The organism is Rhodococcus sp. CH91, from assembly GCF_022554085.1.
In the GTDB taxonomy this organism is placed as follows: domain Bacteria; phylum Actinomycetota; class Actinomycetes; order Mycobacteriales; family Mycobacteriaceae; genus Rhodococcus.
In genome coordinates, this window is record NZ_JAKFYR010000003.1 from 1 (window position 1) to 13531 (window position 13531).

Annotated in this window: 12 protein-coding genes; all 12 read right to left on the reverse strand. The window is 68.2% G+C overall.

The window, feature by feature from the left end:
- Window positions 1–181: 181 nt before the first annotated feature.
- The 12 genes from MOM01_RS06775 to MOM01_RS06830 all read right to left on the reverse strand — a co-directional run bounded on the left by MOM01_RS06775 (window position 182) and on the right by MOM01_RS06830 (window position 13510).
- A complete protein-coding gene (locus MOM01_RS06775) occupies window positions 182–1318 on the reverse strand; it encodes an LLM class flavin-dependent oxidoreductase (RefSeq protein ID WP_241384650.1) in 1137 nt (378 codons plus the stop codon).
- The gene (locus MOM01_RS06780; protein ID WP_241384651.1) at window positions 1315–2085 is read right to left on the reverse strand and encodes a DUF1684 domain-containing protein; all 771 of its coding nucleotides are present in this window, start codon (window positions 2083–2085) and stop codon (window positions 1315–1317) included. The genes MOM01_RS06775 and MOM01_RS06780 overlap by 4 nt, the downstream gene beginning before the upstream one ends.
- Window positions 2082–3452 carry an NtaA/DmoA family FMN-dependent monooxygenase gene (locus tag MOM01_RS06785; RefSeq protein ID WP_241384652.1) on the reverse strand — a complete coding sequence of 457 codons (1371 nt, stop codon included), beginning with the start codon at window positions 3450–3452 and terminating at the stop codon, window positions 2082–2084. The genes MOM01_RS06780 and MOM01_RS06785 overlap by 4 nt, the downstream gene beginning before the upstream one ends.
- Window positions 3453–3465: 13 nt before the next feature.
- Window positions 3466–4563 carry an LLM class flavin-dependent oxidoreductase gene (locus MOM01_RS06790; protein WP_241384653.1) on the reverse strand — a complete coding sequence of 366 codons (1098 nt, stop codon included), beginning with the start codon at window positions 4561–4563 and terminating at the stop codon, window positions 3466–3468.
- Complete coding sequence (locus MOM01_RS06795) at window positions 4553–6148, reverse strand: dipeptide ABC transporter ATP-binding protein (protein WP_241384654.1); 1596 nt, start codon at window positions 6146–6148, stop codon at window positions 4553–4555. Before MOM01_RS06795 ends, MOM01_RS06790 begins: the two co-directional genes overlap by 11 nt.
- Window positions 6145–7038, reverse strand: a complete 894-nt coding sequence (locus MOM01_RS06800; protein WP_241384655.1) for an ABC transporter permease — start codon at window positions 7036–7038, stop codon at window positions 6145–6147. Before MOM01_RS06800 ends, MOM01_RS06795 begins: the two co-directional genes overlap by 4 nt.
- Entirely contained in the window at window positions 7031–8044 is a 1014-nt protein-coding gene (locus MOM01_RS06805) for an ABC transporter permease (RefSeq protein ID WP_241384656.1), read from the reverse strand. Before MOM01_RS06805 ends, MOM01_RS06800 begins: the two co-directional genes overlap by 8 nt.
- A 3-nt stretch (window positions 8045–8047) precedes the next feature.
- Window positions 8048–9676, reverse strand: coding sequence for an ABC transporter substrate-binding protein (locus MOM01_RS06810; protein WP_241384657.1), 1629 nt, complete (start codon window positions 9674–9676; stop codon window positions 8048–8050).
- A gap of 158 nt (window positions 9677–9834) precedes the next feature.
- Window positions 9835–10881, reverse strand: coding sequence for an LLM class flavin-dependent oxidoreductase (locus MOM01_RS06815; protein ID WP_241384658.1), 1047 nt, complete (start codon window positions 10879–10881; stop codon window positions 9835–9837).
- Window positions 10878–11384, reverse strand: coding sequence for a GNAT family N-acetyltransferase (locus MOM01_RS06820; protein ID WP_241384659.1), 507 nt, complete (start codon window positions 11382–11384; stop codon window positions 10878–10880). Before MOM01_RS06820 ends, MOM01_RS06815 begins: the two co-directional genes overlap by 4 nt.
- Entirely contained in the window at window positions 11381–12511 is a 1131-nt protein-coding gene (locus MOM01_RS06825) for an FAD-dependent oxidoreductase (RefSeq protein WP_241384660.1), read from the reverse strand. The genes MOM01_RS06820 and MOM01_RS06825 overlap by 4 nt, the downstream gene beginning before the upstream one ends.
- A 24-nt stretch (window positions 12512–12535) precedes the next feature.
- Window positions 12536–13510 carry an ABC transporter substrate-binding protein gene (locus MOM01_RS06830; RefSeq protein WP_241384661.1) on the reverse strand — a complete coding sequence of 325 codons (975 nt, stop codon included), beginning with the start codon at window positions 13508–13510 and terminating at the stop codon, window positions 12536–12538.
- Window positions 13511–13531: the final 21 nt, after the last annotated feature.

Below are 13531 nucleotides of genomic sequence, written 5' to 3' on the forward strand. Positions count from 1 at the left end.
GGCCCGAACTGCTCCGCCGACGCCTTGTATCCCAACTTCAGACCCTGAGTCACCGATTCCTCCGCCCGTTCGCACATCCGATGTCCCCGAGTATGCCCATCACCCGCCCTTCATCGGTCGAGACCGAGGTTGTGTGCGTGATTCGCGTAGAACTCGCACCGCTACCGGTCTCGATGTGAGCTCACGCCGCGCGGATCCCGGACGATCCCCACTCGCGGGCGAGAAGTTCGTAGGAGCGGAGGCGATCGCCGTGCCGGTGGGTGACGGAGGTGACCACCAACTCGTCCGCCTCCGTCACTCGCCGGAGGGTGTCGAGCCGCTCGGCGACGGTACTCGGCGCCCCGACGAACTGGGTGACGAGGCGGTCGTCGACGAGGCTGCGTTGCTCGTCGGTCAGCGGCGTCGTCGTCTCCGGATCCGGATACGGGATCGCTCCGTGGCCGGAACGGATGCTGTGCGTCCAGTGCCCGTAGGTCGATGCCAGCTCGCGGGCGGTGTCGTCGTCATCGGCGACAACCGCATCCGCCGAGACCACGACGTACGGTTCCGGCAGGAAGGCCGAGGGGCGGAAGGCGGCGCGGTAGGCCTCGATCGCGTCGACGGTCGTTCCCGGACTGACGTGGTAGTTCGCACCGAACGGCAACCCGAGGCGGCCCGCGAGCTGAGCCGACGGCCCGGCACTCGAACCGAACACCCACAGTTCGACGTCTGCGCCCTCACCCGGGCTGGCGTGCAGTTCCGTCCCGTCGGGCGCCGTGTAGGTGCCGCGCAGGAAGGCGAGGATCTCCTCGACCTGGGCATCGAAGTCGGGGGTCTGCGCGCCCGGCTGCTGAAGGGTCCCGAAGCTCGCCGAGAGCCGCGACGAGGACAGCAGTTTCGCAGCGGAGAAGGGAGGCGGGATGACGAGGCCGTCACGGATCTCCGTCGCTCGCGGGGCGGATTCGCGGGACCCGGCTGCCAGAGCTTCGGCGCGGCGCTGCCCCGAGCGGCCGAGCCCGAGATCGATCCGTCCCGGATACAACGCATCGAGCGTGCCGAAGGACTCGACGACCCCGATCGCGGTGTTGTGCCCGAGTTGTACCGCAGCGGCGCCCACCCGGATGGTGTTCGTAGCAGCGGCGATCGCTCCGATCAGCACGTCGGGAGCCGAGGACGCCACCGCGACGAAGTGGTGTTCGGCAACCCAGTACCGCTTGTACCCCCACTCCTCGACACGCCGGGCGAGGTCCACGCTGTTCCGCAGGGCCTGCCGCGCGGTGGATCCCTCGCTGATCGGCGAGAGATCCAGCACCGACAGTGGGACAGGATTCGCGCTCACGCCCCCTCCCCTGCACGTGGATCACGTTCGCCGGCCTCGACGGCGAACGGCAGTCGGTTCCCGGCGGGCGCGATCGGGCAGGTCGCCGCGTCGGTGAACGCGCACGGCAGGTTCGCGGCGCGCGTGAAGTCGAGTGTGACGATGCCGTCGGTGTCCGGCCTACCGGCCTGCAATATCCGCGCCGCCGGATAGGTGGTCACCCCGCTCGTCGCATCGGTGAACAACACGCGCAGCGCGCCCCCGGCTTCCCCGAAGGCGACGAGTTCGTGTTCGGCTCCGCCGTAGTCGAAGCGGATGACACCGGCCGCGGGATGGTGGTGCTCGAGTCCGTCGACGACCGCGCCCGTCGTCACGACCTCCTGTTCGTCGAACGCCTCGAACCGGCCGGTCAGCACCCAGGACGGGTCGGGTTCGTAGACCGGGACACCGGTGAACGACGCGAGCGCCGGTGCGGTCCGGTCGTGGATGCGGATCCCGAATCGTCCGGTGCGCTGGATGACCTCGACGAAACCGCGGTCGAACTCCGCTTCGAGGCCCGGCGCACCCTCGACCGGCTCGTAGGTGGTGGTCTCAGCGTCGAGTTCGTGGATCACCGACCCGCCGTCGACGTGCCACCGACCCGGCGCATCGTCGAAGGAGGTGGGGGTTTCGTCCAGCCAGTAGAGGGCGGTGAGACTCAGCCAGCCGAGCGGTTGCCGCAGGCCGTCGTTGCGGTCGGCATGCCACCGCCGCCAATCGTCGACGAACGTATCGAATGTTGCTGTCATGACGCCCGGGCTCCTTCGGTGACAGTGTGGGGGTCGCGCAGGCCGAGGTGGCCTCGGAGGGTCGTGCTCCGGTATTCGGTGCGGAAGCTTCCGCGTTCCTGCAGCAATGGAACGACCTTGTCGACGAACTCGTCGAGTCCGCCGGGTGTGAGGTGCGGGACGAGGATGAATCCGTCGCCGGCGTCGGTCTGCACGTAGAGATCGATCTCGTCCGCGACCTGCTGCGGCGTTCCGATGAACTGCTGGCGCGCGGTGACCTCGATGACCAGTTCCCGGATGCTCAGCTTCTCCGCCTCGGCCTTCTCCTTCCACTGCCGGGCGACGGCGAGCGGATCCTTCGCGTGCCGTACGCGGCCGCGCGTGATCGTGACGTTGTCCTCGGGATCGATGTCGGGTAGCGGACCATCGGGGTCGTAGGACGAAAGGTCCTTGCCCCAGATCTGTTCGAGGAAGGCGATGGCCGTCTGTGGCCCGACCTGCTGCAGGCGGATGTGCCGGGCGCGCTCGTGGGCGTCCTCGTGGGTATCTCCGAGGACGAAGGTCGCGGCAGGCAGGATCTTCAGCTCGTCCCAGCTGCGGCCGTACTTCGCCAGCCGATTCTTGACGTCGGTGTAGAAGGCACGGCCCTCGTCGAGAGTGCCGTGCCTGCTGAAGATGGCGTCGGCCTTGGCGGCACCGAATTCGCGGCCCTCGTCGGAATCGCCGGCCTGCAGTAGGACGGGATGCCCCTGGGGGCTGCGCGGCACTTCGAAGCGGCCCGAGATGTCGAACTGGGTGGTGCGGATGTCGAACGACGCGATGTCGCCGTCGGGAGCGAAGATTCCGGCCTCGCGGTCGATCACGGGACCGCGGGCGGACCAGCCGTCCCACAGTTCCCGCACCACGTCGACCACTTCGGCGGCTCGGACGTACCGCTGCGAGTGCTCGAGGAAACCGCCGCGACGGAAGTTCTCACCGGTGAACGCATCCGACGAGGTGACGAGGTTCCACGCGGCGCGACCGTCCGAGAGGTGGTCGAGGGTCGCGAACTGCTTGGCCAGTTCGTACGGCTCGTTGAAGGTGGTGTTGATGGTGCCGGCCAGGCCGAGATGGGTGGTGGCACCGGCCAGGGCCTCGAGCACGGTGAGGGTGTCGGGCCGGCCGACGACGTCGAGGTCGTGGATGCGGCCGCGGTGCTCGCGGAGGCGGAGTCCCTCGGCGAGGAAGAAGAAATCGAACTTGCCGCGCTCGGCGGTGCGAGCCAGGTGTAGGAACGACGAGAAGTCGATCTGGCTCTTCGACCCGGGGTCGGCCCACACCGTGGTGTTGTTGACGCCGGGGAAGTGCGCAGCGAGATGGATCTGCTTACGAACAGTGTTGCGGGACACGATGATCGTTCCTTCAGTGAGCAGCCGCGAAGCGGTTGGCGGGGCGGGGCAGACCGAGCCGGTCACGGAGCGTTCCGGTTGTGGGCGCGATGTCGGGACGGACGACGGGCAGGACGTTCTCGACGAGCTCGTGGAGGGTGGACGGCAGAGCGAGCGGCCGCAGGGTCACGCCGTCCACACCCGTTGCATCTCCGAGCAATTCGATCAGGCCCTCGGACGTCCCGACGTGGACGAGCGTGTCGGAGCGGTAGGGTTCACCGGCCCACGCCTCGAGCTGGGCGAGATCCGCGGCGACATCGTCACCGAGCAGCACATCGACATCGAGCAGCACGAAGATGCGCCGGTCTCCCGCCACGGCTCGGATGCGGGTGGCCAAGTCGCCCGCTGCGGAGACGTCGGTGGCACGGACCCGCACCAGATCCGCACGCTGCGCCGCGAATCCGAGGGATTCGTCTCCGGTCACCGTCACCGCGACCAGCGGTTGCCCCTGCGGTGACCGCGGCACGATGGACGATCCCTTGACGGAGAAGTACTCGCCGACGAAGTCGATGTAGTGGACCTTGTCGCGGTCGAGGAAACGGCCGGTGGCGACGTCGCGAATCTCGGCGTCGTCCTCCCAGCTGTCCCACAGCCGTGCCGCGACCTCGGCGGCCTCGTGCGCCTCCGCCCACAGCGACGCGGTGTCCTGCTCCTCCTTGCGCCCGAACAGCGCCACCGGTGCGGCTCCGGGCGTCACCGCGACCTCCCAACCGGCGCGACCGAGGGTGGTGTGGTCGATCGTCTGGATGGCCTTGGCCACATGGAACGGTTCGGTGTGGGTGACGGTGGCCGTGGGAATCACGCCGATGCGTGTGGTCGCAGTGGTCAGTCGCGCCGCCAGACCGACGGCGTCGAGCCTGCCGCGCACCGTGGTCGCATCGGACACGACACCGAAGGTGTCGGAGAAGAACGCGAAGTCCACTCCGGCGCGGTCTGCGGCACCGACGAGCTCGGTCCAGTAACGGGGACCGAACAATTCCTCGGCGTGCGAATCGTCGCGGCGCCACGACGAGGGATGGATGCCGGTGCCGGCGAACTCGACGGCGAGCAGCAGTTCCGGACTATCGGACATGGTGGACCTTCCCGGGGATGGCATCGAGCAACGTGTGCGTGTACTCGTGTTGGGGGTTGTCGAAGATGCGTGCAGTGGAGCCGTATTCGACGACGCGGCCGGCGCACATCACGGCGACGGTGTCGCTGATCTGCCGGACGACGGCGAGGTCGTGCGAGATGAACAGATAGCTGAGCCCGAGTTCCGTCTGCAGCGAGGTGAGCAGGTCGAGGATCTGGGCTTGAACCGAGACGTCGAGTGCCGAGACCGGTTCGTCGAGAACGAGCAGATCGGGGTTCAGCGCGATCGCCCGCGCGATGGCGACGCGTTGCCGTTGCCCACCCGACAGTTCGGCAGGTGTGCGGTCGAGATGTGCTGCCGACAGCGTCACCTGATCGAGGAGCCGTGCGACGTGCGCGGCGCGTTCGGTTCTCGTACCGATACCGAACGCTTCGAGGGGCTCGGCGACGATGTCGCGGATCCTCAGTTTCGGATCGAGCGAGGCGTACGGATTCTGGTGCACGATCTGCACCCTGCGGCGCAGGGCGCGCAGGGCGCTTCCGCGCAGACCGGTGATGTCCTCCCCGTCGAACCGCACCCGGCCTGCGGTCGGGGTCTCGAGGCGGATCGCGATGCGCGAGACCGTGGACTTACCGGAGCCCGACTCCCCCACCAGCGCCAGGGTGCCGCCGCGGGGAACGTCGAACGACACCTCGCGCACCGCGCGCAGTGAGGACTTACGGTCGATGCGGAAGGTCTTCGACACCGCCGAGACCGACAGGATGGGGGCGGTCCCCCGCAGTGCGGGCCGCACGGCCGGTTCCGCGAGACCGGGCGCGGCCGCGATCAGCGAGCGCGTGTAGTCGTGTTGCGGGTCGGTGAGCACCTGCGCAGCCGGTCCGGTTTCGACGACCCGCCCACCCTGCATGACGACGATGCGGTCGGCGCGGTCCGCCGCGACACCCAGATCGTGGGTGATGAGCAACACCGCGGTGCCGGTCTCGGCGATCCGTGCGTCGAGGTGGTCGAGGATGCGGCGCTGCACGGTTACGTCGAGCGCGCTGGTCGGCTCGTCGGCAATGACGAGATCGGGGCGGCAGGCGAGAGCGATACCGATGAGCACGCGTTGCCGCTGCCCTCCGGACAGTTCCTGCGGGTACTGCTTCGCGCGCAGCGCCGGATCGTCGAGCCCGGCCTCCTCGAGGATGCGCACCGCCTCGATCCTCGCAGTGCGCCGGTCGGCGAGACCGTGGATGCGCAGCACCTCGGCGACCTGGTCGCCGATCCGGATCACGGGATTGAGGGAGGTCGTCGGGTCCTGCGGGACGAAGCCGATCCGAGCACCCCGGATCCGTTCGAAGGCACGCTCCGACAAGTCGTTCAGCCGTGTGCCGTCGAAGGCCACCGACCCGCCGGTGACGCGACCGGTCCCGGCGAGCAGCCCGATGATCGCGTGAGCGGTCGTCGACTTGCCCGATCCCGATTCGCCGACCACCGCGACCACCTCGCCGCGTGCGACGGTGAGGTCGACGCCGTCCACCGCCACGACGGGTTCGCGGGGCGATCCGTAGGCGACCTGCAGGTCGCGGACCTCGAGCAGGGTCATCGTGCGCTCCTGTCCTCGATGGCGTGGCCGATGCGGTGGGCCGAGAGCACGACAGCGACGATGACCAGACCCGGAAGCGTCGTCATCCACCAGGCGGCGGCGAGATAATTGCGTCCCTCCGAGATCAGAGACCCCCACTCGGGCGTCGGTGGTACGGCACCGAAACCGAGGAAGCTCAGCGACGATACGGCCAGCACGGCCATGCCGAACTCGACGGCAGCGAGGGCCGCGACGGGTGCGTACGAGTTGCGCAGCACGTGCCGGCGCAGCACGGTGTGCCACCGGACACCGCACGCGAATGCCGCCTCGACGTAGAGCGCCTTGCGGACCCGCAGCACTTCCGACCGCATGACCCGCGCGAAGTTCGCGACGAGACTCACGCCGACGGCGATCGCGACATTCATGGTGCCGAAGCCGAGGGCGGTGACCAGTGCGAGCGACAGCAGTAGCGCGGGGATGGACAGCAGGACGTCGACCAGGCGCATGAGCGCCGCGTCGAGAGCACCTCCGACCGCGCCGGACAGCAATCCGATCAGCGAGCCGACCACCAGGGCGATCCCGACCGCGACGAGCGTCGCGGTGAGCGACAGTCCGGCACCGTGCACGACGCGCGTGTACAGGTCGCGGCCGAGATTGTCGGTACCGAACCAGTGTGCGGCGCTCGGTCCCTGCAGTTTCTCGGCGGGCACGCCCTGCAGGGGGTCGCCCGACGCGAACACCGACGGGAACAGGGCGAAGCCCACCGCGAGGAGCAGCACGATCGACGACACGACCAGCACGGCGTTGCGGCGCACCATCGTCGCGGTGGACGAGATCCGGATTCTTCTGCGCGAGTGCGTTTCCGGCGATGTCGTCGCCGGTAGCGCTTCGCGGACGAGTGTGTCAGACACGCGCGTCGACCTCCAGGAGAGTGTCGTCGTGGGTCGGGTCGTCCTCCGTCGACGCGTCCACACCACCGCGGTCGATGCGGTGGGTGATCCGCGGGTCGATGAAGGGGTAGAGCAGATCGACCGTGAGGTTGACGAGCACGAAGACGGTGGCGGAGAACGCGACGATGCCCAGCACCACCGGAATGTCCTGCGCCATCACCGACATCTGGGTCAGGCGACCGATACCGGCCCGGGAGAAGACGGTTTCGACCACCACGGATCCGGCGAGAAGGTTGCCGACGATGACGCCGGCGATCGTGAAGGCGGGGATGCTCGACAGCTTCAGGGCGTGGCGCGTCTGGATACGCAGACGGGACGCACCTTTCGCGCGTGCCGCTTCGATGAACGGCTGCCGCCAGGTCGTCTGCAGGCTGGTCGCGAGGACCTGGGCGATCACCGCACCGGTGGGCAGGGCCAGGCTGATCGCGGGCAGGATCACGTGTTCGATGCCCTGGTCACCGAAGGCCGGGAACAGACGCAGCCGGAACGAGAAGAGCTGCAACAGGATCAGGCCCACCCAGAAGGTCGGCACGGCCACCCCCAGCGGGGGCAGCGAGAACAGCAGGCTGCGAAGCCAGTGGATCCGCGTGTAGGTCGCGAGAACGGCCACCCCCGTGCCGAACACGAGGGCGAACACCAGTGCGGTGCCCGCCAGGACGAGGGTGCTCGGCAGGGCGGCGGCGATGGCGTCGGTCACCTGCTGCCCGGTGGAGATGGACATGCCGAAGTCACCCCGGACCGCGTTGCTCAGCGCGTTCCAGTACTGCACCGCAACCGGCTGATCGAGTCCGTACCGCGACCGGAGTTGTTCGATCGCGGCGGCGTCGACCGGTGTTCCGGCGTCGGCACCAGCGGCGATGGAGACCGGATCGGAGGGCAGCAGGAACAGGACCGCGAACGACACCGTGAACGCCGCCCACAACACTCCCACGGCCTGGAGCACACGGAAACCGAGATAGCGCAGCATGATCTACTCGCTCAGCCAGGTGTCGAAGAACTGCAGTCGCGCCGAGGCCTCGAACTTCAGGTCGGCGACGTTCGGTCCGGCACCGATCGCCTGCGACAGCTCGACCGTGGGGATCCACAGCCCGTTGTCGAGGACGAGCTGCTGCGCCTGCCCGATGAGCTCGGCTCGTGCGGCCGGATCGGTCGTGGACAGCTGACGGTTCAGCACCTCGTCCAGCTCGGGGACGGGACCGCGCTGGTTCAGATTGCGGCCTTCCAGCCCGAAGGCGGTGCGCAGGATGTCGCCGTCGGCGCGGGTGCTGTTGTAGTAGGACGCCTCGAAGTCGCCGGCGTTCTGGCGTGCGGTGTTCTCCGGAGTGGAGACGAGGTCGAGCTGCAGGTCGATGCCCACCGCACGCAGCTGCTGCTGCACCAGTTCCAGAATGGCCTGGTTGCCCGCGAAGACGGAGCTGAACAGCACCGGGAAGCTCAGACGTTGCCCGTCCTTGACACGGATGCCGTCGGGCCCGGGCACCCAACCTGCCTCGTCGAGGATCTGCTCGGCCTTCTGCGGGTCGTAGGCGACGTCGGTGAGTTCGACGTAGCCGGGGGTCGTGGACGCGAGAGTGCTGGTCGCCGGGCGGAAGTCCGGTCCGAGCACCGTATCGACCAGTTCCTGCCGGTCGATCGCCGGGACGATCGCGCCGCGCACGGCCGGGTCGGCGAGGACACCCCGACTCACGTTGGGCTGGAACCCGAACGGGATACCCGGATTCGGAGTGGTGAGGATGCGACCGCCGGCCCCTTCGATCTGCGGGGCGTCCTGCGGCAGTGCATCCGAGATGGCGTCGAGCTGGCCCGAGGCGAGCGATCCGGTGCGGACACCCGATTCGGGAACGATGGTGAACTCGATCCGGTCGAGATAGGCCTCACCGTCGTGTCCGAAGGTCTCCGATCCCCACCCATAACCCGTGCGTTTGACGAGGGTGGCCGACTTGTCCTGCTGGTAGTCCTCGTAGACGAACGGGCCGGTGCCCGACAGGTCGCCGGCGCACCGCTCCTCGGCGCTCTCGGCGGTGTCGGCGTCGGCGAGCAATCCGAGCTGCACGGTCGCCGTGGCCTGCAGGAAGGGAGCGTTGGGAGCCGAGAAGTTCACCTGGGCCGTGCGGTCGTCGACGACCGTCGTGCCGGTGTATCCGGCGAGATAACCGACGGCCGACGGTGCCTTCACACCCCCGAGCGTGTTCACGATCGCGTCGAAGTTCTTCTTCACGGACTCCGCGGTGAGCGGGGTGCCGTCGCTGAAGGTCACGCCCTCCCGCAGCCGAAAGGTGAACTGTGTGCCGTCCTCGTTCGACTCCCAGCTCTCGGCGAGCCACGGCACGAGCTCGCCTGTTGCGGGGTCCTGGTCGGTGAGTGAGTCGACGACCTGCCGGACGACGTAGATGGTCTGGTTGGTGCCGGCCTGGGCCGGATCGGCACAGGTCGGAGCCTGTGACAGGCCGTAACGCAGGGTGCCGCCGGGCTGCGGGTCGCCGGCGGGTTGCGAGCTCGCCGCGGCGCCGGTTCCGCACGCGGTCAGGGCAGCTCCCAGCACGGCGGACGCAGCTGCGGTGGCGGCGAATCGGAACGCAGGTGAGGACGAGATGGACAACGACGGGCTCCGTGATCTGGACAAGGCATCGGCGGCGTCACCGTGCGGATGCCGCCGGGCGGGAGGAAGGATGATTCGGTGCCCGAGGTTACGAAGATCGCGGCGTCGGGCACACCCTTTTCTTCACCGCGATCGGAACCGTTGCCGGTGCAGAGAACTCACACCTCGACGGCATCGCGGTGCGGTATCGCCGCACGCAGTGCCGGCGCGACATCGGCTTGGAACAATTCCAGGCTCGCGTGCTGTTCGGCGACCGAGAGCCCGCCACGATCGGCGGTGACGTGCATGACCTCGTGGCCGAGCCGCTCGTGGTAGCGGAGAACCTTGTCGATCACCTGTTGCGGGCTTCCGACGAGCGCGGAGCTGCGCTCCACGAAGTCCTCGACGGTCTCGAACACGACCGGGAGGCCGGCCTCCCGGGCGAACGCGCGCCGCTGGTCGAACAGCGGCCGGTACCGTTCGATCGCTTCCTGTGAGGTGGGCGCGATGTGGAGTCCCGCCGTTCCCGCACCCACTCGTGCGTCGGCCGGCTCGTAGCCGTAGGCCACCCACCGCTCCCGATAATGATCGACGAGTTCGGCGTACGGCTCGATCGGATAGGTGACATTGGCAGAGAAGATCGGATCGCCGTGTCGGGCTGCGAGATCGACGGATTCGCGGCTGGTGGCGCTGCCGTGCCAGATGGTCAGACGCTGCTGCAGCGGCCTGGGCACGGTGACGGCGTGGGCAAGCGCCGGCCGGAACCGGCCCTCCCAGGTGACCGTCTCGTTCTCCCACAGGGCCCGGAACAGTTCGTACCCTTCGCGGTTGCGGTCCCACTGGTCGTCGGGCGTGACGCGGAACAGGTCGGCTTGGGCGGTGCCGTTGCCCTTGCCGATCATGAGGTGCAGACGCCCACCCGACAGGTTGTCGAGCGTGGAGTAGTCCTCGAACGCGCGGACGGGATCGAGCAAGCTCAGAGTCGTGACCCCGGTCCACAATTCGAGGGTGCTGGTCCGCGCCGCGATGTCGGCCAGGACGACCGGAGGCGACGACGCGAGGAACGGCTTCTCGTGCCGCTCCCCCACCGCGAAACCCTCGAATCCGAGTTGTTCTGCGAGCACGGCGGTATCGACGACCTCCCGAATCCGTTCGGACGGCGAGAGCCACTCCCCCGTCACGGGGTCGGGATGGTGGGTGATGAGACTGAGCAGCAGGAACTTCACGCGGAGGACGCCTTTCGGACCAGGAATTTCTCGAAGGGATGTGGGCCGATCTCCTCGGCGGGCCGCCGAGGATCGAACAGGGCGGCGTATCCGGCCGCGAGATACAGCGCGACGGCCTCGGGCTGCCGCCAGCCCGTCGTCAGATAGACGCGGGTGTATCCGCGACGCAGGGCCTCGGCCTCGAGTTCGGCGACCACGATGCGGCCGAGACCACGACGCCGATGGTCTTTCGACGTCCAGATCCGTTTGAGTTCGGCGGTGTTCTCGTCGTAGCGCTGGAACGCACCACCGGCGACCGGCACTCCATCCTCGACGAGGACGAGCAACGCACCGTCGGGGGGCGCGAACCGATCCTCCGGGTAGCCGACCAGGCTCTCGTACTGCTCCTCGAAGGAGTGCTCGTAGCGGGTGCTGTACTCGACTGCGAGTTCTTCGAGCAGCGGTGCGGCGAGGGGATCGTCCTGCCGCACCGCTCTGACCTCGAGCCCACGGGTCTCGCTCACGAGACCACCACCGGATGCCGCGTCCCCGACCGGAACGGTTCCGGGCCGGTGGCGGTAGCCTCGACGAGGTCGGCGACGAGCTCACCGATCACCGGGGCGAACTTGAAACCGTGCCCGGAGAAGCCGGCCGCGACGGTGAGGGCGCCTGCGCGGTCGACGACGAAGTTCGAATCCGGTGTCGTCGTGTACAGGCAGGTGTCCACCCTCGCACTGTCGGCGTCGACCCCGGGAAGCCAGGCTCGTGCGTAGTCGACGAGGCGGCGCACACCGTCCGGGTCCGCTACGAAACTGCGTGTGTCGGGGTCGACCTGCGGACCGGTGCCGTGTTCGCCGATCTTGATTCCGTCGACCGAGCCGAGACCGTAGATCCCTTCACCGACGAGTTCGGCCCCGCGGTGGTGGACGAAGCTCGGCCACCGGGCATCCGAGAGCGGCACGAAGTGCGCCGGTTGCTCCTGCGTCGTCCGCAGCGCGGGGAGGCGGAGGGATGCGCCGGTCGTCGCATCCAGGACCGCGGGTGTCCAGGCACCGGCCGCGAGAACGACCTGCCCAGCGGCGATTGTGTCGGTGTCCGAAGCGACCTCGACTCCGCGAGGAGTTTCCCGGATCGCGCGCGCAGAGGTGTTGTGCCGGACATCCGCACCGGCCTGCACTGCGGCCTGCTGCAGCGCAGCCACCGAGCGGTCGGCATGCAACCGACCGGCATCGGGGTGGTACAGCACCACGCTGTCGAATCTGATCCCGGGCCAGCGTCGTTCCGCTTCGGCGGGGTCGAGGACCGTGTGCGCGATGCCGAGGTCGCCCAGCACCCTCGCCTTCGCCAGGACCGTGGAGGACAACCCGTGGTCGACGGCGCCGGTCAGCTCGAGAAGGTGCTCGCCGGTGGTCTCTTCGAGCTGCCGCCAGAGTGGTAGCGCACGCGCGGCGAGTGCAGTGTAGAACCGTCCGGCGTACGCCTGCCGGTAGATACGGGAACTGCCGTGCGAGGCACCGCGGTGATGTCCCTGCTCGAACTGTTCGAGCAGGACCACCCGGCGACCGCGGGCGGCGAGTCGCCACGCCGCCGCGGAGCCGACGACTCCCCCACCGACGATCACGACGTCGGCGGAACTCTCGACGCGAATCATTCCGTCTCCCTGTGTGCTTCCGGATCACGAGTTGGCGGGCAGACCGGGTGGGTTGATCCTCGAGACCTCGATCGCCTCGTTGCTGATGCCCCACCGTTCGAGAACCTGCGCATACGTGCCGTTCGCGATGATGTGGTTCAGCGCCTCGTTGACCGCCCGAATCAGACCGTTGTCCTTCTTCGTCAGGACCGCGATCTCCCCCTGCAGGTCGAGACCTCCCCCGGAGAAAGTGCCGGCGATCTCCGTCTCGCCTGCCTGCAGGACGTGGAAGGCCGAGGTCGGATTCGGGCCGACATATGCGTCGATACGGCCGGATCCGAGCGCCAGGTAGTAGTCGACGGCGTTCTGGTAGTACAGGATCTCCGCGGGTTCCGCGCCGTCCGCGACGTTCTGTTCGTTCCACTCGACGAGCAGCGCCTCCTGATTCGTCCCGGAACCGACACCGATGGTCAGTCCGGCGATGTCCGCTGGTCCGTCGAAGGTGATGCCGCTGTCCTTACCGACCTCGACGGCGAGACTGTCGAGTCGGTAGGTGGCGAAGTCGTACTTCTCCTTACGTTCCTCCGTGACGGTGACGTTCGAGATGAACACGTCGGCCTCACCCGAATCGATGCGCACGAAGTTCTGGGCCCAGTCTGCGGCGGTGAGTTCGATGTCGAGGTCGAGCACGTCGCCGATGAGATGAGCGAAGTCGGTCTCGGATCCGATGATGGTCGTGTCGTCGTCGGCATAGAAGCGCAGCGGTGGTGCCGTGCCCGCCGAGCCTGTGACGACGAGGGTGCCCCGGTCACGGATGCTCCGGGGAACCCGGGCGGCGATCTCCTCGACGGCACCGGTGGTGATGCGGTTCTGCTCCGCGGTGAGGTTGTAGCCTGCCGCCGTCGCAGCGTCGGTGTCTGTACCGGCCCCTGCGCCGGAACTGCAGGCTGCGGCGCCCAGGAGGGCAGCCGTGGTCAGAGCCGCGGTCGACAAGCGGACCCGGTGGGAAGAAGCGGACATCGTTACCTTCTCGAGTGCTGT